Annotated in this window: 22 protein-coding genes; 21 read left to right on the top strand and 1 reads right to left on the bottom strand. The window is 60.8% G+C overall.

The window, feature by feature from the left end; genetic code table 11:
- The first annotated feature begins 14 nt into the window (after positions 1-14).
- From fliF to flhB, 17 genes are all read left to right on the top strand, one after another.
- Positions 15-1808, top strand: coding sequence for a flagellar basal-body MS-ring/collar protein FliF (gene fliF / locus TU74_RS07110; protein WP_047275957.1), 1794 nt, complete (start codon positions 15-17; stop codon positions 1806-1808).
- A complete protein-coding gene (gene fliG / locus TU74_RS07105; RefSeq protein ID WP_047275955.1) occupies positions 1801-2823 on the top strand; it encodes a flagellar motor switch protein FliG in 1023 nt (340 codons plus the stop codon). Before fliF ends, fliG begins: the two co-directional genes overlap by 8 nt.
- A complete protein-coding gene (gene fliH / locus TU74_RS07100) occupies positions 2824-3597 on the top strand; it encodes a flagellar assembly protein FliH (RefSeq protein WP_047294521.1) in 774 nt (257 codons plus the stop codon).
- Positions 3587-4945: a flagellar protein export ATPase FliI gene (fliI, locus tag TU74_RS07095; protein WP_047275952.1), complete on the top strand. Its 1359-nt coding sequence runs from the start codon at positions 3587-3589 to the stop codon at positions 4943-4945. The genes fliH and fliI overlap by 11 nt, the downstream gene beginning before the upstream one ends.
- A gap of 6 nt (positions 4946-4951) precedes the next feature.
- A complete protein-coding gene (gene fliJ, locus TU74_RS07090) occupies positions 4952-5404 on the top strand; it encodes a flagellar export protein FliJ (RefSeq protein WP_047275950.1) in 453 nt (150 codons plus the stop codon).
- An 86-nt stretch (positions 5405-5490) separates the two neighbouring features.
- Positions 5491-5796, top strand: a complete 306-nt coding sequence (locus TU74_RS07085) for an STAS domain-containing protein (protein ID WP_048375738.1) — start codon at positions 5491-5493, stop codon at positions 5794-5796.
- Positions 5793-7508, top strand: a complete 1716-nt coding sequence (locus TU74_RS07080; protein ID WP_186349414.1) for an ATP-binding SpoIIE family protein phosphatase — start codon at positions 5793-5795, stop codon at positions 7506-7508. The genes TU74_RS07085 and TU74_RS07080 overlap by 4 nt, the downstream gene beginning before the upstream one ends.
- A gap of 31 nt (positions 7509-7539) precedes the next feature.
- Complete coding sequence (locus tag TU74_RS07075) at positions 7540-7902, top strand: Hpt domain-containing protein (RefSeq protein ID WP_048375736.1); 363 nt, start codon at positions 7540-7542, stop codon at positions 7900-7902.
- Positions 7903-7979: 77 nt separating this feature from the next.
- Complete coding sequence (locus TU74_RS07070; RefSeq protein ID WP_048375735.1) at positions 7980-9329, top strand: flagellar hook-length control protein FliK; 1350 nt, start codon at positions 7980-7982, stop codon at positions 9327-9329.
- Between the two features lie 196 nt (positions 9330-9525).
- Positions 9526-10017, top strand: coding sequence for a flagellar basal body-associated protein FliL (fliL, locus tag TU74_RS07065; protein ID WP_047275942.1), 492 nt, complete (start codon positions 9526-9528; stop codon positions 10015-10017).
- Positions 10018-10026: 9 nt separating this feature from the next.
- Positions 10027-10995, top strand: a complete 969-nt coding sequence (gene fliM / locus TU74_RS07060) for a flagellar motor switch protein FliM (protein WP_047275940.1) — start codon at positions 10027-10029, stop codon at positions 10993-10995.
- 56 nt (positions 10996-11051) lie between these two features.
- Positions 11052-11519: a flagellar motor switch protein FliN gene (fliN, locus tag TU74_RS07055; RefSeq protein ID WP_047275937.1), complete on the top strand. Its 468-nt coding sequence runs from the start codon at positions 11052-11054 to the stop codon at positions 11517-11519.
- Positions 11520-11960 (top strand): flagellar biosynthetic protein FliO, encoded by a 441-nt coding sequence (fliO, locus tag TU74_RS07050; RefSeq protein WP_047276161.1) that lies wholly within the window; start codon positions 11520-11522, stop codon positions 11958-11960. It abuts the gene before it with no gap.
- On the top strand, positions 11960-12703 hold the full coding sequence (gene fliP, locus TU74_RS07045) for a flagellar type III secretion system pore protein FliP (RefSeq protein ID WP_047275934.1): 744 nt from the start codon (positions 11960-11962) through the stop codon (positions 12701-12703). The genes fliO and fliP overlap by 1 nt, the downstream gene beginning before the upstream one ends.
- 24 nt (positions 12704-12727) lie before the next feature.
- Positions 12728-12997 (top strand): flagellar biosynthesis protein FliQ, encoded by a 270-nt coding sequence (fliQ, locus tag TU74_RS07040; protein ID WP_047276163.1) that lies wholly within the window; start codon positions 12728-12730, stop codon positions 12995-12997.
- A complete protein-coding gene (gene fliR / locus TU74_RS07035; RefSeq protein ID WP_047275930.1) occupies positions 12998-13780 on the top strand; it encodes a flagellar biosynthetic protein FliR in 783 nt (260 codons plus the stop codon). It abuts the gene before it with no gap.
- Between the two features lie 2 nt (positions 13781-13782).
- Complete coding sequence (gene flhB, locus TU74_RS07030) at positions 13783-14919, top strand: flagellar biosynthesis protein FlhB (protein WP_047294514.1); 1137 nt, start codon at positions 13783-13785, stop codon at positions 14917-14919.
- A gap of 34 nt (positions 14920-14953) precedes the next feature.
- Here flhB and TU74_RS23355 read toward each other — a convergent pair whose 3' ends face one another.
- Positions 14954-16060 carry an RHS repeat-associated core domain-containing protein gene (locus TU74_RS23355; RefSeq protein ID WP_070415119.1) on the bottom strand — a complete coding sequence of 369 codons (1107 nt, stop codon included), beginning with the start codon at positions 16058-16060 and terminating at the stop codon, positions 14954-14956.
- A 177-nt stretch (positions 16061-16237) separates the two neighbouring features.
- Between TU74_RS23355 and TU74_RS07020 the strand changes: the two genes are divergently transcribed.
- From TU74_RS07020 to flhF, 4 genes are all read left to right on the top strand, one after another.
- A complete protein-coding gene (locus TU74_RS07020; RefSeq protein ID WP_048375732.1) occupies positions 16238-16807 on the top strand; it encodes a hypothetical protein in 570 nt (189 codons plus the stop codon).
- A 378-nt stretch (positions 16808-17185) separates the two neighbouring features.
- Positions 17186-17455: a hypothetical protein gene (locus tag TU74_RS07015; protein WP_047275924.1), complete on the top strand. Its 270-nt coding sequence runs from the start codon at positions 17186-17188 to the stop codon at positions 17453-17455.
- Between the two features lie 170 nt (positions 17456-17625).
- Entirely contained in the window at positions 17626-19755 is a 2130-nt protein-coding gene (gene flhA / locus TU74_RS07010) for a flagellar biosynthesis protein FlhA (protein ID WP_047276200.1), read from the top strand.
- Between the two features lie 10 nt (positions 19756-19765).
- On the top strand, positions 19766-21079 hold the full coding sequence (flhF, locus tag TU74_RS07005; RefSeq protein WP_047275922.1) for a flagellar biosynthesis GTPase FlhF: 1314 nt from the start codon (positions 19766-19768) through the stop codon (positions 21077-21079).
- Positions 21080-21148: the final 69 nt, after the last annotated feature.

Here is a 21148-nt window from a genome sequence, read left to right as displayed (position 1 = left end):
GGACGTATTAGGTCATGGCAGAAGCAGTCGCTGATAACGTCCCGGCCAAGGCGGGCTCTACAGAAGGCAAACCGCCGCTGTTCGGGCTGTCTTTTCTGGAAAACCTTTCCGAGATGACCATGCTGCGTCAGGTCGGCCTGATGGTCGGGCTGGCCGCGAGCGTGGCGATTGGTTTTGCCGTGGTGCTGTGGTCGCAACAGCCCGATTACCGGCCACTGTACGGTAGCCTGGCCGGTATGGATGCCAAGCAAGTCATGGAGACCCTGGCCACCGCCGATATTCCCTACACAGTCGAGCCCACTTCCGGCGCGTTACTGGTCAAGGCCGATGACGTCGCCCGTGCCCGCCTCAAGCTGGCCGCCGCCGGTGTCTCGCCGACCGACAGCAATATCGGCTTCGAGATTCTGGACAAGGACCAGGGGCTGGGCACTAGCCAGTTCATGGAAGCCACGCGCTATCGCCGCGGCCTCGAAGGCGAACTGGCACGCACCATTTCCAGCCTGAACAACGTCAAGGGCGCCCGCGTGCACCTGGCGATTCCGAAAAGCTCGGTGTTCGTGCGCGATGAACGCAAGCCCAGCGCCTCGGTTCTGGTTGAGCTGTATTCGGGCCGTTCGCTGGAGCCGGGTCAGGTGCTGGCCATTATCAATCTGGTGGCCACCAGCGTCCCGGAATTGACCAAATCGCAGATCACGGTGGTCGACCAGAAGGGCAACCTGCTGTCGGATCAGGCGGAAAACTCCGAACTGACCATGGCTGGCAAGCAGTTCGATTACAGCCGCCGCATGGAAAGCATGCTCACCCAGCGCGTGCACAACATCCTGCAGCCGGTATTGGGTAATGACCGCTACAAGGCCGAAGTGTCCGCGGACGTGGATTTCAGCGCCGTTGAATCGACCTCCGAGCAATTCAACCCGGACCAACCGGCGTTGCGCAGCGAGCAGTCCACCAACGAACAACGCACCGCCAGCAATGGCCCGCAAGGTGTGCCGGGCGCGCTGAGCAATCAGCCACCGGCCCCGGCGTCGGCGCCGCAGCAAACCGGCCAGGCCACCGCCGCCGCTGGCATGGTGCAGCCAGGCCAGCCGCTGCTGGACGCCAACGGTCAGCAGATCATGGACCCGGCCACCGGCCAGCCCATGTTGGCGCCATACCCGGCCGACAAACGTTCGCAATCGACCAAAAACTTTGAGCTGGACCGCTCCATCAGCCACACCAAGCAGCAACAGGGCCGTGTCAATCGCCTGTCGGTTGCCGTGGTGGTGGACGATCAGGTCAAGGTCGACCCGGCCAACGGTGAAGTCACCCGCGAGCCGTGGAGCACCGATCAATTGGCGCGCTTCACGCGTCTGGTGCAAGACGCGGTGGGCTTTGACGCCAGCCGTGGCGACAGCGTGAGCGTGATCAACGTGCCGTTCTCCGCCGAACGAGGCGAAGTGATTGCCGATATTCCGTTCTACTCGCAGCCGTGGTTCTGGGACATCGTCAAGCAAGTGCTGGGTGTGTTGTTCATTCTGGTGCTGGTGTTCGGCGTATTGCGCCCGGTGCTCAACAACATCACCGGTCACGGCCGCAACAAACAAATGGCGTTGGGCAGTGATGCCGAGCTGGGCGGTCTGGGCGGCATCGGCGGCCTGGACGGCGAGTTGGCCAACGACCGGGTCAGCCTCGGCGGTCCACAAAGCATTCTGTTGCCAAGCCCGAGCGAAGGCTATGACGCTCAGTTGAACGCAATTAAAAGTCTGGTAGCAGAAGACCCGGGCCGTGTGGCACAGGTCGTGAAAGAGTGGATCAACGCTGATGAGTGACAACCGAGCCGCCACCAACCTCAAGCTGACCCGGGTCGACAAGGCCGCGATCCTGCTGCTGTCCCTGGGGGAAACCGACGCGGCCCAGGTGCTGCGGCACATGGGCCCTAAAGAAGTGCAGCGCGTGGGTGTGGCGATGGCGCAAATGCGCAACGTTCACCGTGAGCAGGTTGAGCAGGTCATGAGTGAGTTCGTCGAGATCGTCGGCGACCAGACCAGCCTCGGCGTTGGCTCTGACAGCTACATCCGCAAAATGCTCACCTCGGCACTGGGCGAAGACAAGGCCAACGGCCTGATCGACCGCATCCTGCTGGGCGGCAACACCAGCGGTCTGGACAGCCTCAAATGGATGGAGCCGCGTGCGGTGGCGGACGTGATCCGTTTCGAGCACCCGCAAATCCAGGCCATCGTGGTGGCGTACCTGGACCCCGACCAGGCCGGTGAGGTGCTGGGCCATTTTGACCACAAGGCACGCCTGGACATCATCCTGCGCGTCTCGTCGCTCAACACCGTGCAACCGGCCGCGCTCAAAGAGCTGAACCAGATTCTCGAGAAGCAATTCTCCGGCAACTCCAATGCTGCCCGTACAACATTGGGCGGTATCAAGCGTGCGGCTGACATCATGAACTTCCTCGACAGCTCGACCGAGGGCCAGTTGATGGACTCGATCCGCGAAATCGACGAAGACCTGTCCGGTCAGATCGAAGACCTCATGTTTGTGTTCAACAACCTGGCCGACGTCGACGACCGCGGCATTCAGGCGCTGTTGCGCGAAGTGTCTTCGGACGTGCTGGTACTGGCGCTCAAGGGCTCGGACGACAACGTTCAGGAAAAAATCTTCAAGAACATGTCCAAGCGTGCGTCCGAACTGCTGCGCGACGACCTCGAAGCCAAGGGCCCGGTGCGTGTCAGCGACGTCGAAACCGCACAGAAAGAAATCCTCACCATTGCTCGCCGTATGGCCGAAGCCGGAGAAATCGTTCTCGGCGGGAAGGGCGGCGAAGAGATGATCTAAGTGAGCAATGCCAAGGGCGAGTCGCCCAGTGATGTGATCCGCGCCCGCGATGTCGGCGGTTTTGACGTGTGGTCCTTGCCCAGCTTTGACCCGTTTCGCGAAGCGCCGGAACCCGAGCCCGAGCCGGTCGAAGAACTGCCGGTCGAGAGCGAAGAAGTGCCGCTGGAGGAAGTCCAGCCGCTGACCCTCGAAGAGCTCGAAAGCATCCGTCAGGAGGCCTACAACGAAGGCTTCGCCACCGGCGAAAAAGAAGGCTTTCACAGCACGCAGCTCAAGGTGCGCCAAGAGGCGGAAGTGGCCTTGAGCGCCAAGGTCGGCAGCTTGGAACGCCTGATGAGCAGCCTGTTTGCGCCGCTGGCCGAGCAGGACGAGCAGCTCGAAAAAGCCATGGTGGGGCTGGTTGAACACATGACGCGGCTGGTGATCCAGCGCGAACTGAAAACCGACTCCAGCCAGATCGAGCAAGTACTGCGCGAGAGCCTCAAATTGTTGCCGATGGGCGCTGACAACATTCGCCTGTTCATCAATCCGCAAGATTTTGCCCAGATCAAGGCCCTGCGCGAGCGGCATGACGCCACGTGGCGGATCCTCGAAGACGACACCTTGCAGCCGGGCGGTTGCCGGGTCGAAACCGAACACAGCCGGATCGACGCCAGCATCGAAACCCGCATCAAGCAGGCCATGAGCCAGTTGTTTGACCAATTACACGAACAGGCGCTGCACCCGTCTGCGCCGGACATTGACGTCGACCTGGACGCACCGGATGCACCTTAAACGCACCAGTTTTGCCAAACGCCTGAGCACCTATTCGCCCGCCATCACCTTGCCCGGCCAGCCCATTGTCGAGGGCCGCCTGCTGCGCATGGTCGGCCTGACGCTTGAAGCCGAAGGTTTGCGCGCGGCCATGGGCAGCCGTTGCCTGGTCATCAACGACGACAGCTTTCACCCGGTGGAAGTCGAAGCCGAAGTGATGGGGTTTTCGGGTAGCAAAATCTTCCTCATGCCGGTGGGCAGTGTCGCCGGTATTGCGCCGGGCGCCCGTGTGGTGCCGTTGGCAGACACCGGGCGCTTGCCCATGGGCATGAGCATGCTCGGCCGCGTGCTCGATGGCGCCGGGCGGGCACTGGACGGCAAAGGCGGGATGAAAGCCGAAGACTGGGTGCCGATGGACGGCCCGACCATCAACCCGCTCAAGCGCAACCCGATCAGCGTGCCGCTGGACGTGGGCATCCGCAGCATCAACGGTTTATTGACGGTCGGTCGCGGCCAGCGTCTGGGCCTGTTTGCCGGTACGGGCGTGGGCAAGAGTGTGCTGCTGGGCATGATGACCCGCTTTACCGAGGCCGACATCGTGGTGGTGGGGCTGATCGGTGAGCGGGGCCGTGAGGTGAAAGAGTTCATCGAACACATCCTCGGCGAAGAAGGCCTCAAGCGCTCGGTGGTGGTGGCCTCGCCAGCGGATGACGCGCCCTTGATGCGTATGCGCGCAGCCATGTATTGCACGCGGATTGCCGAATACTTTCGCGACAAAGGCAAAAACGTCCTGTTGCTGATGGACTCGCTGACCCGTTTCGCCCAGGCGCAGCGGGAAATCGCCCTGGCGATCGGCGAGCCGCCTGCGACCAAGGGTTATCCGCCTTCGGTGTTCGCCAAGCTGCCAAAACTGGTGGAGCGGGCGGGTAACGCCGAAGCGGGCGGCGGGTCGATCACCGCGTTCTATACCGTGCTGTCCGAGGGGGACGACCAGCAAGACCCGATTGCCGACTCGGCGCGGGGCGTGCTGGACGGCCACATCGTGCTGTCCCGGCGACTGGCTGAAGAAGGCCATTACCCGGCCATCGACATCGAAGCGTCCATCAGTCGGGTCATGCCCTCGGTGGTCAACGAAGAGCACATGCGCCGCGCGCAGCAATTCAAGCAGTTGTGGTCGCGCTTCCAGCAGGCGCGGGACTTGATCAGCGTCGGCGCCTACGTACCGGGCGGTGACCGCGAGACCGACACCGCGATTGCCCTGCAACCGGCGATGGTGGCGTACCTGCGCCAAGGGCTGAACGACAACATCAGCCTGGGCGAAAGCAGTGGCCATCTGGGGTCGATTTTTGCCCCGGCACCGGGCGGCTAATCCCTGATGGCCAGCGGGGGAAGAGCGGCGCGTCTGGCGCCAGTGGTGGACATGGCCGAAAGCGCCGAAAAAGCCGCTGCGCAGCGTCTCGGGCATTTTCAGGGGCAAGTGAACCTGGCCAACAGCAAGCTGGGCGACCTGGAAAACTTCCGCGCCGAGTACCAGTCGCAATGGGTCGACCGTGGCAGCCAGGGCGTGTCAGGGCAATGGCTGCGCAGTTACCAGTACTTTCTCAACCAGCTTGAAACCGCTGTCTCTCAGCAACGGCAGAGTTTGGTCTGGCACGAAAACAACCTCAATAAAGCCCGTGAAACCTGGCAGCAGGCCTACGCCCGGGTCGAAGGATTGCGCAAATTGGTGCAACGCTACGCCGACGAAGCGCGGCAGCTGGAAGACAAGCGCGAACAAAAGCTGATGGACGAGCTGTCCCAGCGCCTGCAGCGCCGCGACACGTTATAAGCCCGCCGGATTCCCGCCACGGGAGGTGAAATCGTCATCGCCGTCTATAGTTCTGGGCACCCGACCTCAGATAAGGATGCGTGCGCATGGCTGTCACTTCAGAACTCACGGCCGATGGTAGAAAACTGACGTTAACGATCAAGGGGCGTTTTGATTTCGTCCAGCATCAAGATTTCAGGCACGCTTACGAACGGCTGGACCACAGACCTGATCAGTTTGTGGTTGACCTCAAGGACACGACTTACGTCGACAGTTCTGCGCTGGGCATGCTGTTGCTGTTGCGTGACTACGCCGGGGGCGATGAGTCGGATGTGCGGATCGTCAATTGCAATGCCGGCGTGCGCAAAATCTTCGCCACGTCCAACTTCGACAAGCTGTTTGATATCAGTTGAACGGGTCACACGCAGACATCCAGCCGCTCACCCTGCTGATCGCTGAAGACAGTGCGGTCGATCGCTTGTTGCTTTCGCGCATTGTCAGCAAGCAGGGGCATCGCGTGTTGCTGGCTGCCGATGGCGCCGAAGCGGTGGCGCTGTTTGCCGAGCAGCGCCCGCAACTGGTGCTGATGGACGCGCTGATGCCGGTCATGGACGGCTTTGAAGCCACGCGGCAGATCAAGGCGCTGGCCGGTGAGACGCTGGTGCCGATCATTTTCCTCACCTCGCTCGAACACGCTGACGCCTTGACCCGTGCGATGGAAGCCGGGGGCGATGATGTGCTGATCAAGCCCTACAACCCGCAGGTGCTGGCCGCCAAGATCACCGTCATGGACCGTTTGCGGCGCTTGCAGGACACGGTGTTGCAGCAACGCAACCTGATCGCCCGGCACAACACCTACCTGCTCAATGAACAGCGAGTGGCCAAGGCCGTGTTTGACCGGGTCGCGCACTCCGGGTGTTTGAAGGCGTCGAATATTCAGTATTTGCAGTCGCCTTATGCCTTGTTCGACGGCGATTTATTACTGGCGGCCTACACCCCCACCGGCGATACCCACGTGTTGCTGGGCGACTTCACCGGCCACGGGTTGCCCGCCGCCATCGGCGCCATGCCGCTGGCGGAGGTGTTCTACAGCATGACGGCCAAAGGCTATGGCCTGGCGGAAATCCTGCGTGAGATGAACGCCAAGCTCAAACGCATCCTGCCCGTGGACATGTTTTGCTGCGCCGCGCTGGCGTGCGTGAGTGCCCAGCGGCGTATCGTCGAACTATGGAATGGCGGCATGCCGGATGGCTACTTGCATGCCCAGGCCAGCGGCGAGCGCACGCCGTTGCCGTCCCGGCACTTGCCGTTGGGGGTGCTCACCAGCGACACCTTTGACGACGCCACCGAGGTGCTGCCCATGGCGCCGGGCGATCAGCTGTTTTTACTCTCGGACGGGGTCATCGATACTGCAGGCCACGATGAACAACTGTTTGGCGTGCAAGGGCTGGAGCGGGTGTTTGCCCGTAATCGGGACCCGGCACACCTGATTGATGAGGTGGTGCAGGCGCTGCGCGATTTCCAGGGGCAAAAGCGCGATGACGTGAGCCTGGTGCAAATCACATCGCAACTGCCACACACCTGGGACCTGCCGCCGATTCTCTACGCCGACAGCGGGCGTTGCAGCCCGCTGGACTGGTCGGCCAGCTTTGAGTTTCGCGCCCAATCCCTGCAACAGTTCAACCCGTTGCCCTACCTGTTGCAGTTGTTGATGGAAGTCCATGGGCTGCGTACGCAGGGGGCGGTGATCCACGCGGTGCTGGCCGAGCTGTACGCCAATGCCCTAGAGCATGGCGTGTTGGGGCTCGACTCGCGAATCAAGCGCAACGCCGCCGGGTTCGCGCAGTATTACCAGCGCCGGGAAGAGCGGCTGGCAGCCCTTAAAGAAGGATTTGTCCGGCTGCACCTGCGGGTTGAGCCTATGCTCAACGGTGGACGTTTAGTGATACAAGTTGAAGACAGCGGAAAAGGATTCGATGTCCACAACGTATTGGCGCGTCCCCTGGACAAAGGGCGCCTGTCGGGGCGCGGCGTGAGCCTGGTGCGTCAACTGTGTCCTGCGGCGCGCTGGTCAGACGATGGTCGCAGCGCGTACGTGGAGTTTTCGTGGGAGGCTCTGGCATAATCCGCCCCATTCTTGATCAAGGAGTGAACAAGTGTCTGATTTACACATGGACCCGGCTGTTGTGAGCGCATTGCGTGACGTGATGGAGGGCGGGTTTGCCGACCTGCTGGACACCTTTATCGCGGACTCGGACGAACGTCTGCAGCAATTGCATCTGGCGCGTGGTCCTACCGAGCTGATGGCGGTTGCCCACAGCTTTAAAGGCAGCAGCAGCAACATGGGTGCCATTCGTTTGGCGCGCTTGTGCGCTGAACTCGAAGCCGGGGTGCAAAAAATGCCGGTGGACGGCATCGAAGCGCTGGTGCTGAAAATCGACCGTGAATATCAAACCGTGCGCCGACTGTACAGCGCCGAACGCAAGCGCTGCGGGGTGGCACACGTGGTTTCCCACTGATGGGCGCAAAGCTGGCCCGAACCTTGCTCTGAATCTCTGACCTGTACCTACGCCAGCCCGTACAGTGGAGACCTTACATGCCGCTTGCCGCCAACCCGCTTCTTCAGACACCTGCCGCCGCTGCGTCCAAAGCCGCCGCGGCCAATGCGTCCCAGCCTGCTGTTGAGCCCAACAAAACCGGGGGGGCGCCGTTCTCGAAGGTGTACGCCAAGGCGTCGCAAGACACCGCGTCCAATGCCGCCGATAAAGTCGCCAAACCGTCGCGCGACAAGGGGACGGATGCGCCAGCCAGGCCTGATGTGCGCAACGACAAAAGCGCTGGCAAACCGGCGAACGTTGCCGATAGCGGCAAACCCTTGCCTGGCGGCAAGCGCGCCGACAATGCCCGTGATGACCAGGACGCCAGCACGACGTCGGCGTCCGATGACGTGGCTTCCACCGATCCGTCCGCGCTGACGCCCGTGGCCCCGACCACCCCGCTGACACCGCCGGTGGCGGAGGTGCCGGTTGACGCTGTTGCGCCACCACCCGAGGTGCAGGCGCCGCAACTGGCTGCGGCGGCTGCGGCGGCCACGTCGGCTGCGGTTCAACCTCAGCCGGTGGCCGATGACACCTTCGACCCCGAGGCCGATCCCCTCGACGACCTGCCGGCGGTGCGCCTGGCCATGGAGCAGGGCGGGCACGTGTCCGCCAGCAGTCAGGCGCCGACCAAAAGCACCTCTGCTGATACCACTGCACCGGCTGCTCAAACCCAGGGGCAGGCCAGCGGCATGGCCCTGCTGATCGAGCCGAAAACCGACTCCCAAACCACCGGCGAGGGCGGCGAAAAGGCCTTCAAGGGGTTGGTGGACGATGGCCTTAAAGACTTGAAAAGCGCCTCCAGCGACACCCGTGTCGACGACTTCGCCAATCGTCTGGCGGCCTTGACCCAGGCCGCGGTGCCCAAAACCGCCAATGCCTTGCCGGTCAACCAGCCCTTGGCCATGCATCAGAACGGCTGGTCTGAAGAAGTGGTCAACCGGGTGATGTACCTGTCCAGCGCCAACCTCAAGTCGGCGGACATTCAGCTGGAACCCGCCGAACTGGGGCGACTGGACATCCGCGTCAACATCGCGGCCGATCAGCCGGCGCAAGTGAACTTCATGAGCGGCCACGCCGGTGTGCGTGAAGCGCTGGAAGGGCAGATGCACCGTCTGCGTGAGATGTTCGCCCAGCAGGGCATGGGGCAAGTGGACGTCAACGTGTCGGATCAATCGCGCAATTGGCAGGGCCAGGGTCAGGAGCAACAAGGCCAGCACCGCGCCAATGGCACAGGCAACGGTGGGCGGGCGGACGGCACTGTGGAGGACGACCTGTCCGTGGCGGCCGTTGAAGCCGCAGCGCCAAGTGTGATCCTGGGCTCCAGTGCGGTGGATTACTACGCCTGATAACTGGCTCGCAGCCTTGCGCAGCGGCTCCCCTTAACGGTGCAGTCGCTGCCGCGCACCGCGCGGTTATCGCCGTGCCATCGCGCCCCAACCCCGCTCACGCCAAACAATGCCCGCCCGACACTCACTTCTGGCATAACACTTGCTCTTGCCTAGCCATGCACCTGTGAAAACCGAATAGTGACGGATTATTGGCATGGCGAAGAGCGACGCAGTGAAAGACCCCGCCCAGAAAGGCAAACTCAAGCTGATTATCCTGATCGTCGTGGCGTTGCTGCTGGCGATTGGCCTGTCCGTGGGCGCCACCTGGTATTTCATGCACAGCGCCCAGAGCAAGCCCGAGGTGGTGGTTGACCCGAACGCTAAAGTCCCGGCGATCTACGAGCCGATGGCGCCTGCGTTTGTGCTCAATTACAACGCCAATGGCCGCCAGCGCTACATGCAAGTGAGCATGACCCTGCAAGCCCGTAACCAGGCCGATCTGGACGCGCTCAAGGTTCACATGCCGGTGATCCGCAACAACCTGGTCATGCTGTTCTCCGGGGAAACCTTCGACAGCATCGCCACGCCGGTTGGCCAGGAAATGTTGCGTCAAAAAGCCACTGCCAGTGTGCAAGCCGTTGCGCAAAAAGAGCTGGGCAAAGTGGTGGTCGATCAGGTGCTCTTTACTAACTTCGTATTGCAGTAGGATCACGACATGGCCGTGCAAGACCTGCTGTCCCAGGATGAGATCGATGCGCTGTTGCATGGCGTCGATGACGGTCTGGTACAGACCGAAATGGCTGCCGAACCCGGCAGTGTCAAAAGTTACGACCTGACCAGTCAGGACCGTATTGTTCGCGGGCGCATGCCGACCCTCGAAATGATCAACGAGCGTTTCGCGCGCTACACCCGCATCAGTATGTTCAACATGCTGCGCCGCTCGGCCGACGTGGCCGTGGGCGGGGTGCAGGTGATGAAGTTCGGTGAGTACGTGCATTCGCTGTACGTGCCCACCAGTTTGAACCTGGTCAAGATCAAGCCGCTGCGTGGCACGGCGCTGTTCATCCTGGACGCCAAGTTGGTGTTCAAGCTGGTGGACAACTTCTTCGGCGGCGACGGGCGTCACGCCAAGATCGAGGGCCGTGAATTCACGCCCACCGAGTTGCGCGTGGTGCGCATGGTGCTGGAGCAGGCTTTCATCGACTTGAAAGAAGCCTGGCAGGCGATCATGGAAGTCAATTTCGAGTACATCAACTCGGAAGTGAACCCGGCCATGGCCAACATCGTCGGCCCGAGCGAGGCGATTGTGGTCTCCACCTTCCACATCGAGCTGGACGGCGGTGGCGGCGACCTGCACGTGACCATGCCGTATTCGATGATCGAGCCGGTGCGCGAGATGCTCGACGCCGGTTTCCAGTCCGACCTCGACGATCAGGACGAACGCTGGAGCAAAGCGCTGCGTGAAGACGTACTCGACGTCAGCGTGCCGCTCAGTGCCACGGTGGCCCGTCGCCAGTTGCGGCTGCGGGACATTCTGCACATGCAGCCCGGCGACGTGATCCCCATCGAGCTGCAGGACGAGCTGGTCATGCGTGCCAATGGCGTGCCGTCGTTCAAGGTCAAACTGGGCTCGCACAAGGGCAATCTCGCCCTGCAAGTGGTTGAGCCCATCGACCGGCGCTAAGCGCCGGTTTCAAGAATTCGCTGTGTAACTGATTGACTGCCCGCCGAGGACAAATGATGGCTGACGAACACGAAATAACTTCCGCCGAAGACCAGGCGCTGGCCGATGAATGGGCGGCTGCACTGGAAGAAACCGGCGATGTGGGCCAACACGACATTGACGCCTTGCTGGCGGCCGATGCGGCCAAGGCCCCGTCGTCCAACCGCGTGCCGATGGAAGAATTCGGCAGCGTGCCGCGCAACAACGAGCCGGTCACGCTGGACGGCCCCAACCTGGACGTGATTCTGGATATTCCGGTGTCCATCTCCATGGAAGTGGGCAGCACCGACATCAACATCCGTAACCTGCTGCAACTCAACCAGGGCTCGGTAATTGAACTGGACCGTCTGGCCGGTGAGCCGCTGGACGTGCTGGTCAACGGCACGCTGATTGCGCACGGCGAAGTGGTGGTGGTGAACGAAAAGTTCGGCATTCGCCTGACGGACGTCATCAGCCCAAGCGAACGCATCAAGAAGCTGCGCTGAATGAAGCGGTTACTCGGCGGTTTACTGGCGTTCCCGTTCAGCGTGCTGGCGGCCGAACCTGTGGTCACGGCCACCACGGCGGCTGCGCCGGTGGTCGGCAGTGGCATCGGCGGTCAATTGACCCAGCTGGTGCTGGGCCTGCTGCTGGTGCTGGGGCTGATTTTCGGCCTGGCCTGGCTGTTGCGCCGGGTTCAGCACGCCGGGCCGCGTCAGGGGCAGGTGATTGAACTGATCAGCTCGCGTGCGCTGGGCGCGCGTGATCGTCTGGTGCTGGTGCAAGTGGGCAATGAGCAGATCCTGCTGGGCCTGACGCCCGGCCGGATCACGCCGCTGCATGTGCTCAAGGAGCCGGTGACCTTGCCGACTACCCCCCAGCCTGCCACGCCGGAGTTTGCCAAGCGCCTGCTGGAACTGATGGGCAACCAGAAGGACAAGCCGTAATGCGTTTAGTCGTTGCGCTGTTGTTGGCGCTGGCCGCGCCGTTGGCGTTCGGTGCCGATCCGTTGTCGATTCCGGCCATCACCCTGGGCACGGGCGCCGACGGCCAGCAGGAGTACTCGGTCAGCCTGCAAATCCTGCTGATCATGACGGCGCTGAGTTTTATCCCGGCGTTCGTCATGCTGATGACCAGTTTCACGCGGATCATCATTGTGTTTTCGATCCTGCGTCAGGCGCTGGGGCTGCAACAAACCCCGTCCAACCAGATCCTCACGGGCATGGCGTTGTTTCTGACGATGTTCATCATGGCGCCGGTGTTCGACAAAATTAACCAAAACGCCTTGCAGCCGTACCTTGCCGAAAAGCTCTCAGCGCAGGACGCGATCCTCAAGGCCGAAGGCCCGATCAAGGATTTCATGCTGGCGCAAACCCGCAGCAGCGACCTTGAGCTGTTCGTGCGCCTGTCCAAGCGGACCGACATCGCCACCCCGGATGCCGCGCCGCTGACCATTCTGGTGCCGGCGTTTGTCACCTCGGAACTGAAAACCGCGTTTCAAATCGGCTTCATGATCTTCATTCCGTTCCTGATCATCGACCTGGTAGTGGCCAGTGTGCTGATGGCCATGGGCATGATGATGCTGTCGCCGCTGATTATTTCGTTGCCGTTCAAAATCATGCTGTTCGTGCTGGTCGATGGCTGGGCGCTGATTATCGGCACGCTGGCCAGCAGTTTTGGCGGGGTGTGACGCCATGCCCGGGAGTAATGCGCAATGACCCCAGAAGTCGCGGTTGACCTGTTTCGCAGTGCGTTGTGGCTGACCACCCTGATGGTGGCCGTTCTGGTGGTGCCCAGCCTGCTGGTGGGCCTGATGGTCGCCATGTTCCAGGCGGCCACCCAAATCAACGAACAGACCCTGAGCTTCCTCCCGCGTTTGCTGGTGATGCTCGTGACCCTGATCGTGGCCGGGCCGTGGCTGGTGCAGACGTTCATGGAATACATCCTGTCGTTGTACGGCAGCATTCCGCAGTTGATCGGCTAAATGTCGCTGCTGGCCCTGACGGACGCGCAGATCAGTACTTGGGTCGCCAGCTTCATGCTGCCGCTGTTTCGGGTCGGCGCGCTGTTGACCACCATGCCGATCATCGGCACGACCCTGGTGCCCAAGCGCATCAAGCTGTTTTTGTCGATTGCCATTACCCTGGCCATTGTGCCCAGCCTGCCGCCGCTGCCCACCGTCAACCCGCTGGACCTGAGCGGGCTGATGTTGATTGCCGAGCAAATCATCATCGGCGCGTTGCTCGGGTTTTCACTGCAACTGTTTTTTCAGGCGTTCGTGGTGGCCGGGCAAATCGTCGCGATCCAGATGGGCATGGGCTTCGCCTCCATGGTCGACCCGGCCAACGGGGTTAACGTGGCCGTGATCGGGCAGTTTTTCACCATGCTGGTGACCTTGCTGTTCCTGTCCATGAACGGGCACCTGGTGGTGTTCGAAGTGCTCACCGAGAGCTTTACCACCTTGCCGGTCGGCGGCGGTTTATTGACCCTTCATTTTTGGGAAGTGGTGGGCAAACTGGGCTGGGTGCTGGGCGCGGCCCTGATGCTGGTGTTGCCGGCCATTACCGCGCTGCTGGTGGTCAACATTGCCTTCGGCGTCATGACCCGGGCGGCGCCGCAACTGAACATCTTCGCCATCGGCTTTCCGCTGACCCTGGTGCTGGGCATGGTGATCCTGTGGATCAGCCTGGCGGACATTCTCAATCAGTACCAACCGCTGGCCACTGAGGCCCTGCAGTTCTTACGTGATCTGGCACAGGCGAAATAGCCATGGCCGAAAGCGAGAGTGGCGCCGATAAAACAGAAGACCCCACGGAGAAACGAAAAAAAGACTCCAGGGAAAAGGGCGAGATCGCACGCTCTAAAGAACTGAATACGCTGGCCATCATGCTCGCCGGGTCCATCGGCCTGATCATCTTTGGCGGTGCGCTGGCGCAGGACATGATGGAAATCATGCGCTACAACTTCAGCATCAGCCGTGAAGCGCTGCTCAACCCCGATTCCATGGGCGCCTTCCTGCTGCACTCGGGCAAAATCGCGTTGATCGCGCTCCAGCCCGTGCTCATCACCTTGCTGATTGCCGCCCTGATCGGGCCGATTGCACTGGGTGGCTGGCTGTTCGCGGCGGGCAGCCTGGCGCCCAAGTTCAGCCGCATGAACCCGGCGGCGGGGCTCAAGCGCATGTTCTCGGCCAAGGCGCTGGTCGAACTGCTCAAGGCGCTGGCCAAATTCTTCATCATCCTGATCGTGGCGTTGATGGTGCTCCAGGCCGACATCGACGACTTGCAGCGCATCGCCCACGAACCGCTGGAATCGGCGGTGATTCACAGCCTGCAAGTGGTGGCCTGGAGTGCGTTGTGGATGGCCTGCGGGTTGATCCTGATTGCCGCCGTGGACGTGCCCGTGCAGCTGTGGGAAAGCCACAAAAAACTGCTGATGACCAAGCAGGAAGTGCGCGACGAACACAAGGATCAGGAAGGGCGCCCGGAAGTCAAACAGCGCATCCGCCAGACCCAGCGCGACATGAGCCAGCGGCGCATGATGAGCGCCATCCCGGATGCGGATGTAATCATCACCAACCCGACCCACTTCGCCGTCGCCCTCAAATACGACCCCGAGAAAGGCGCGGCGCCGATGCTGCTGGCCAAAGGCAGCGACTTTCTGGCGCTGAAAATCCGGGAAATCGGCGCCAAGCACGACATCCTGCTGCTCGAATCCCCGGCGTTGGCGCGTTCGATCTACTACTCCACCGAACTGGACCAGGAAATCCCTGCCGGCTTGTACCTGGCCGTGGCCCAAGTGCTGGCGTACGTCTACCAGATCCGCCAGCACCAAGCGGGCAAGGGTAAGCGGCCTGACCCGCTCAGTGACCTGCCCATCCCGCCGGATTTGCGGCGCGATGAGTGAGGGTGTTTTTTTGGACAGTGATTTTGACGTTTTTCTACCAACCTTTCCTAATGAAATGTCCATCCAGAAGGGTATGGTATTTAATCACGTGTTCTTGAGAAAAGGCCGCTGCGCGGCGATTTAAATCAAGAAGATAAGCCAGTGTTTCAGTAGTATCGGTTGCGTCATATAAGCCATATGCGGTGAGCTTTGTCGGTTGTGTATGTGTGGGGTCGTAGTCTCCGATTTTTATTTTTCTAATTATCTTGTAATGAGGGTTGTTTGGCATCTTATTGGCTACGAGGCTTTGAAGGGTTTTTGGAAGTGTATGCGTGGGGATGTTGTTTGATTTTATGATTGCAGTTGCTTGTTCTTGCAAATTGAGTGTTGGAACGTAAGGGGTGTTCAAGTCGTTTAAATACACTGCGTTTCTGGACACTTGTTCGCTGAAAAATTGGAGGCTTTCGCGCATTGCATCGCGTGCTTTATAGGCTTTAGAAACTGAAATTCCTGGCTTGATTTTAAGCCGGTGAGTTTTCTCTCTCAAACGGTTCGTCTTGACGCCGCCTGAGAAAAAATTCTTTGCCTTTGCTTTTAAGGAGCTTGCCAAGTTCGATGCGTGTTTCCCAATAAATCCAAATAGGTGGCCGCTAGAATCTTCCGTGAGAACAGGGTTGTTCATGCAGTAAGCATATGCATTAATGCCTGCCTTCCCGAATGGACTCCAACTGTCTGGGCTATTAAAGCGCATCAATACCGGATTAAACGCCCGATAGCCGTTGCCCAATAAATAATGGCCGCTCAGCGGGTCTGCGCACTCGCCGTTAAACCCCAAAAGATGCTGATTGGCGCCCGCGGTTGGGTGATGGCCATAAGGCGAATAAGCCATTGCCTGTTGTTCTGTCGCACTCAGCGTATGCAACACGGAGTGTTGCGCGTCGGTGGCGAGCAGGGTGCTGGCGGATGACGTTGCATCACGGCTCTGCAGCGCAAGCAATTGGTCGCCGTGCTGCAGGATGGTGTGCCGCACGTCGCCCTGGATGTCCGTGGCGAGCCGGTTTTGCCGATAAAAGCGTTGTCGTGGTGCCTGTGCGTCGGGCAGCACCCCCGTCAGCCGATCAAGCGGGTCGTAGTGATAACTGCACAGCAGTGCTTTTTTCATGGAAGCTCTCGCGCGCGTTGAGGAGTGCTTGATGATGAGCGCGATCAGGCGTCACGGGTACTGGCAGTTCTATCAGGTGGTCACCCTGTCAATGTTGCCAGTAGTGGGTTTGCCCAAACCTGCTTAACTGTGGAAAGAGTGCGCCGTGGCGTTTTTAACTGGCAATGGAGATGCGCGATGCCCATCGAGTTAACCCTGATCCCTGATGCGTCGGTCAAAACCTATGCCCTCAGTGATGCCCATGGTCTGGCCATGGTTGAGCTGGAGGGGTTGTTTCCGGCGTTCCCCGCGCTGGAGGGTACGTTTGCGATTTTTTGGCTGGATCAGGCGCTCGATCAACATGTGGTGGGGTTCAGTACCGAGGGCGCCAACCTGCTGGCGGTGATTTCGCTGCCGACGGTGCCGCAGGGCTGTGGCCACGAGGCGTATTACGCCGCGGTGCTGGAGCGGTGCGAGAAAGAGCGCGAGACGATTTTGCGATTTTTACGCAAGTCATTGAGCTCGGAAGGGATCAACGGAATCTGTGCGCGCAGTTTTATCCTGTGCAACCTGGTGCGCCAGTTGAAGCTCGACAGTGTGCCGGTGTGGAAGGATCGGCCGCACACGCGGGACGGGCGCTGCGGGGATATTTTGATTGGTGAGCGCGGGTCGGAGCGCTATCAGCCCAACCGCAAGATTGATGTGGTGTTCGGGGCCAGCAGCAGTGCGTGCCTGGTCATCGACTTGGGGGAATGGCGCTGGAACTGAACCTGGCGTGTGGGTGATGGGCGCGCGTATGACGTGTGCAAGAGGGGGCGTCGGCCCGCAGCCTTATCAGCCACTTCAGACAGGTTTGCTGCTTGCAGGGTGTCTGTGCCGGCGCTTATAGTCCGCGCTCGCCCACATGGCGACCGGGTTTGGCGACTCGGAATGAAAAGATAAAGCAGCGCTTTTGCGTCGTTTCGTTTCGTCGCGAGTTCATTTTTTCGCGGCAAGCTTTATGGCGGCTGTGCGTGGGAGATCTTCGGGTCTGCCGGTCTTTGTTTGTCTTTTCACCGGTTCGCCAACCCCCGCACAGCTGCCACCCTAATTTCGTTTGGCGACGAAAAAGGGTGGCTTATTTGAAAAGACAAATGGACCTCGCCCATGCCGAACGCTCCCTACATCCCGCTGACTGCCATCGATTGCACCATCCCCGCCTTGCTGATTGACCGTAACGCCCCGCTGGACGTCTTGCACGCCAACGCCGCAGCCCGTGTGCTGGCGGTCACGCAACTGATGGAAACCTTTGCGAGCCGTGACCTGGAACACGCCGATCAGGTCGACCTCAAGCACCTGGCCACCACCGCCATGCTGTTGCTGCGCGATGGCTGCGATCTGCTCGATGTGCTGGGCTGGCGCCTCAGGCCCGCCTGACAGGGTGCCTCTGACCCATCCCTCTCCTGACGGGAGAGGGTGTTTGCCCTTGAAGCCAAGGTTTTTTCACTGGCAGGTGGCCATTTGCCAAAGTTGGAAGGCTTCTTGCAAAGGCAGGCTCCACGGCGCACATGGCGTCAAAAGTTTGCTAAAGGTTTCCCGCAATGTCATTGGATCGCTCTCAGTTAATCAACACCGCACGCAACGGTCTGACCGGTCTGGGTCAGGGGCAGTTGGGCGTGCCGTTGTTGTTGCTGGTGATGCTGGCCATGATGATGTTGCCCATCCCGGCGTTCCTGCTGGACGTGTTCTTTACCTTCAACATTGCGCTGTCGATTGTGGTGCTGCTGGTGTGTGTGTACGCCTTGCGCCCACTGGATTTCGCCGTGTTCCCGACCATCCTGCTGGTGGCGACACTGATGCGCCTGGCGCTCAACGTGGCGTCGACGCGGGTGGTGATGCTCCACGGCCAAGAAGGTCACGGCGCGGCCGGTAAGGTGATCCAGGCGTTCGGCGAGGTGGTGATCGGCGGCAACTACGTGGTCGGTATCGTGGTGTTCGCGATTTTGATGATCATCAACTTCGTGGTGGTGACCAAGGGCGCCGGGCGGATTTCCGAGGTGAGCGCGCGTTTCACCCTCGACGCCATGCCCGGTAAGCAAATGGCCATCGACGCCGACCTGAACGCCGGGTTGATCGATCAGAACCAGGCCAAATCCCGCCGTCAGGAAGTCGCTCAAGAAGCCGAGTTCTACGGCTCGATGGACGGTGCCAGCAAGTTCGTGCGTGGTGACGCCATCGCCGGTCTGTTGATCCTGTTTATCAACCTGATCGGTGGCATGGCGGTGGGCATGTTCCAGCACGGCATGACCTTCGCTGATGCCGGTAAAGTCTATGCGCTGCTGACCATCGGTGACGGTTTGGTGGCGCAGTTGCCTTCGCTGTTGCTGTCCACGGCCGCCGCGATCATGGTGACCCGTGCCTCGGGCTCCGAAGAGATGGGCAAGCAGATCAGCCGCCAGATGTTCGCCTCGCCCAAAGCGCTGGCGGTGTCCGCCGGGTTGATGGCCGTGATGGGCGCCGTGCCCGGCATGCCGCACTTCGCGTTCCTGAGCCTGGCTGCCGTCTCCGGTGGCGTGGCGTATTTGATGTGGAAAAAACAAAACGCCGTCAAGGTTCAGGCCCTGCAGGAAGTTCAGCGCCAGCAGGAACTGCTGCCGTCGCCTGCCCGTGCGCAAGACACCAAAGAGCTGGGCTGGGATGACGTAACCCCCATCGACATGATCGGCCTGGAAGTGGGCTACCGCTTGATCCCGCTAGTGGACCGCAACCAGGGTGGCCAATTGCTGGCGCGGATCAAGGGCGTGCGCAAGAAGCTGTCTCAGGACCTGGGCTTTCTGATGCCGACCGTGCACATCCGCGACAACCTCGACCTGGCGCCCAGCGCCTACCGGTTGACCCTGATGGGGGTGATTCTGGCCGAGGCCGAGATCTACCCCGACCGCGAACTGGCGATCAACCCCGGTCAGGTGTTCGGCACGTTGAACGGCATTACTGCCAAGGACCCGGCCTTTGGCCTCGAAGCGGTGTGGATCGAAGTCAGCCAGCGCAGTCAGGCGCAATCGCTGGGTTACACCGTGGTGGACGCCAGCACCGTGGTGGCCACGCATTTGAACCAGATCCTCTACAAGCACTCTCATGAGCTGATTGGCCATGAAGAAGTGCAGCAGTTGATGCAGTTGCTGGCCAAAGCCTCGCCTAAACTGGCTGAAGAGCTGGTGCCGGGTGTGCTGAGCCTGTCGCAGCTGCTCAAAGTGTTGCAGGCGCTGTTGGCCGAACAGGTGCCGGTGCGCGACATTCGCAGTATTGCCGAAGCCGTCGCGAACAATGCGCACAAGAGTCAAGATACCGCCGCTTTGGTGGCCGCCGTGCGGGTTGGTTTGTCCCGTGCCATCGTCCAAAGCATTGTAGGCGTTGAGTCTGAGCTGCCAGTTATCACGCTGGAGCCAAGGTTGGAACAAATATTGCTCAATAGTCTGCAGAAGGCAGGGCAAGGTCAGGAAGAGGGCGTTCTGCTGGAGCCGAGCATGGCTGAAAAACTGCAGCGTTCGTTGATCGACGCCGCACAACGCCAAGAGATGCAAGGCAATCCGGTGATCCTGCTGGTGGCCGGCCCGGTCCGCGCGATGTTGTCGCGGTTTGGCCGTTTGGCCGTGCCGAACCTGCATGTGCTGGCGTACCAGGAAATCCCTGACAACAAGCAAGTCACCATCGTTGCGACAGTAGGCCCGAACGGCTGAGGTTTGGTTTATGCAAGTGAAGCGTTTTTTCGCCGCCGATATGCGTCAGGCCATGAAACTGGTTCGTGATGAGCTGGGGGCTGATGCCGCCATTATTGGTAACCGCCGCATTGCCGGCGGTGTTGAGTTGACCGCTGCGCTGGACTACAAGTTGTCCGCGCTGGCGCCCCGTGTGCCGAATGTCGAACTCGAAGAAGAGCTGCGCAAGACCCAGTCGCGCATTGTGTCGGCCCAGGCCGAGTTGAGCATGCGCGCCGAGGGTGAGTCGGATGTCAGTCGGCAATTGTTTGCCGGTTTGCCCCTGACCGCCGCCGAGCCACTGATCGAGCCGACGTTCGACGAACCGCCACGTCCCGCAGCCCCGGCCGCGCCGAGCATGGATCAACGCGCCTTCGACACCATGCGCTTTGAACTCAATGGCTTGCGCGAGTTGCTCGAAGTGCAGTTGGGTTCGTTGGCCTGGAATCAGTTGCAAGGCAGCAAACCGGCACAAGCCAATCTGTGGCGCCGTTTGCAGCGCATCGGCTTGTCCGGCCCCCTGGCCCGCGACTTGCTGGAGCAAGTGACCGAGATTGAAGAGCCGCGTCAGGCCTGGCGCATGCTGTTGGCCCATTTGGCCCGCATGATCGCCACCCCTGAAGTCGAACCGCTTGAAGACGGCGGCGTGATTGCCATGGTCGGCCCGGCAGGCATGGGCAAGACCACCACCCTGGCCAAGCTGGCGGCGCGTTATGTGCTCAAGTACGGCGCGCAAAACATTGCGCTGGTGAGCATGGACAGTTACCGGATTGGCGCGCAGGAGCAACTCAAAACCCTGGGCCGCATCCTCAATGTGCCCGTCACGCACGTGGCGCCCGGCCAGTCGCTGGGGCAAACCCTGGAGCCGCTGGTGCGCAAGCGCGTGGTGCTGGTGGACACGGCGGGCCTGCAAGCCAGTGACCCGGCGTTGCGCTTGCAGCTCGAAAGCCTGGCGGGGCGCGGCATCAAGTCCAAAAACTATTTGGTATTGGCCACCACCAGCCAGAAACAAGTGCTGGCGGCGGCGTACCACAGCTATAAACGTTGCGGGCTGGCCGGTTGCATCCTGACCAAACTGGATGAGACGGCGAGCCTGGGTGAAGTGTTGAGTCTGGCCATCAGCCACGAGCTGCCAGTGGCCTATCTCACGGACGGTCCGCGTATCCCGGACGATCTCCATCTGCCGCGTCGTCACCAGTTGGTGAGCCGTGCGGTGAGTGTGCAAATGCAGGAAGAACCCAGCGAAGAGGCCATGGCCGACATGTTCGCTGATATCTACCACAGCCCTTCCAAACGGGTCGGCTGAGGCAGTGATGATTACGTTGGAATGTACCTACATTGATGGTCTGCACATCCTGTTCCCGTTGAGGAACCC

The organism is Pseudomonas lundensis (assembly GCF_001042985.1).
Lineage (GTDB): Bacteria > Pseudomonadota > Gammaproteobacteria > Pseudomonadales > Pseudomonadaceae > Aquipseudomonas > Aquipseudomonas lundensis.
This window is presented reverse-complemented; position numbering and strand designations above follow the sequence as displayed.

Bases quoted from the DNA above. Each gene is read 5' to 3' on its own strand.
- fliO (WP_047276161.1), top strand. From the start codon at position 11,520: ATGAAGCGGTTACTCGGCGGTTTACTGGCGTTCCCGTTCAGCGTGCTG.
- fliG (WP_047275955.1), top strand. From the start codon at position 1,801: ATGAGTGACAACCGAGCCGCCACCAACCTCAAGCTGACCCGGGTCGAC.
- flhB (WP_047294514.1), top strand. From the start codon at position 13,783: ATGGCCGAAAGCGAGAGTGGCGCCGATAAAACAGAAGACCCCACGGAG.
- TU74_RS07015 (WP_047275924.1), top strand. From the start codon at position 17,186: ATGCCGAACGCTCCCTACATCCCGCTGACTGCCATCGATTGCACCATC.
- fliJ (WP_047275950.1), top strand. From the start codon at position 4,952: ATGGCCAGCGGGGGAAGAGCGGCGCGTCTGGCGCCAGTGGTGGACATG.
- fliP (WP_047275934.1), top strand. From the start codon at position 11,960: ATGCGTTTAGTCGTTGCGCTGTTGTTGGCGCTGGCCGCGCCGTTGGCG.
- fliN (WP_047275937.1), top strand. From the start codon at position 11,052: ATGGCTGACGAACACGAAATAACTTCCGCCGAAGACCAGGCGCTGGCC.
- flhF (WP_047275922.1), top strand. From the start codon at position 19,766: ATGCAAGTGAAGCGTTTTTTCGCCGCCGATATGCGTCAGGCCATGAAA.
- fliQ (WP_047276163.1), top strand. From the start codon at position 12,728: ATGACCCCAGAAGTCGCGGTTGACCTGTTTCGCAGTGCGTTGTGGCTG.
- TU74_RS07070 (WP_048375735.1), top strand. From the start codon at position 7,980: ATGCCGCTTGCCGCCAACCCGCTTCTTCAGACACCTGCCGCCGCTGCG.
- TU74_RS07020 (WP_048375732.1), top strand. From the start codon at position 16,238: ATGCCCATCGAGTTAACCCTGATCCCTGATGCGTCGGTCAAAACCTAT.
- fliI (WP_047275952.1), top strand. From the start codon at position 3,587: ATGCACCTTAAACGCACCAGTTTTGCCAAACGCCTGAGCACCTATTCG.
- fliM (WP_047275940.1), top strand. From the start codon at position 10,027: ATGGCCGTGCAAGACCTGCTGTCCCAGGATGAGATCGATGCGCTGTTG.
- fliF (WP_047275957.1), top strand. From the start codon at position 15: ATGGCAGAAGCAGTCGCTGATAACGTCCCGGCCAAGGCGGGCTCTACA.
- fliL (WP_047275942.1), top strand. From the start codon at position 9,526: ATGGCGAAGAGCGACGCAGTGAAAGACCCCGCCCAGAAAGGCAAACTC.
- TU74_RS23355 (WP_070415119.1), bottom strand. From the start codon at position 16,060: ATGAAAAAAGCACTGCTGTGCAGTTATCACTACGACCCGCTTGATCGG.
- TU74_RS07085 (WP_048375738.1), top strand. From the start codon at position 5,491: ATGGCTGTCACTTCAGAACTCACGGCCGATGGTAGAAAACTGACGTTA.
- fliR (WP_047275930.1), top strand. From the start codon at position 12,998: ATGTCGCTGCTGGCCCTGACGGACGCGCAGATCAGTACTTGGGTCGCC.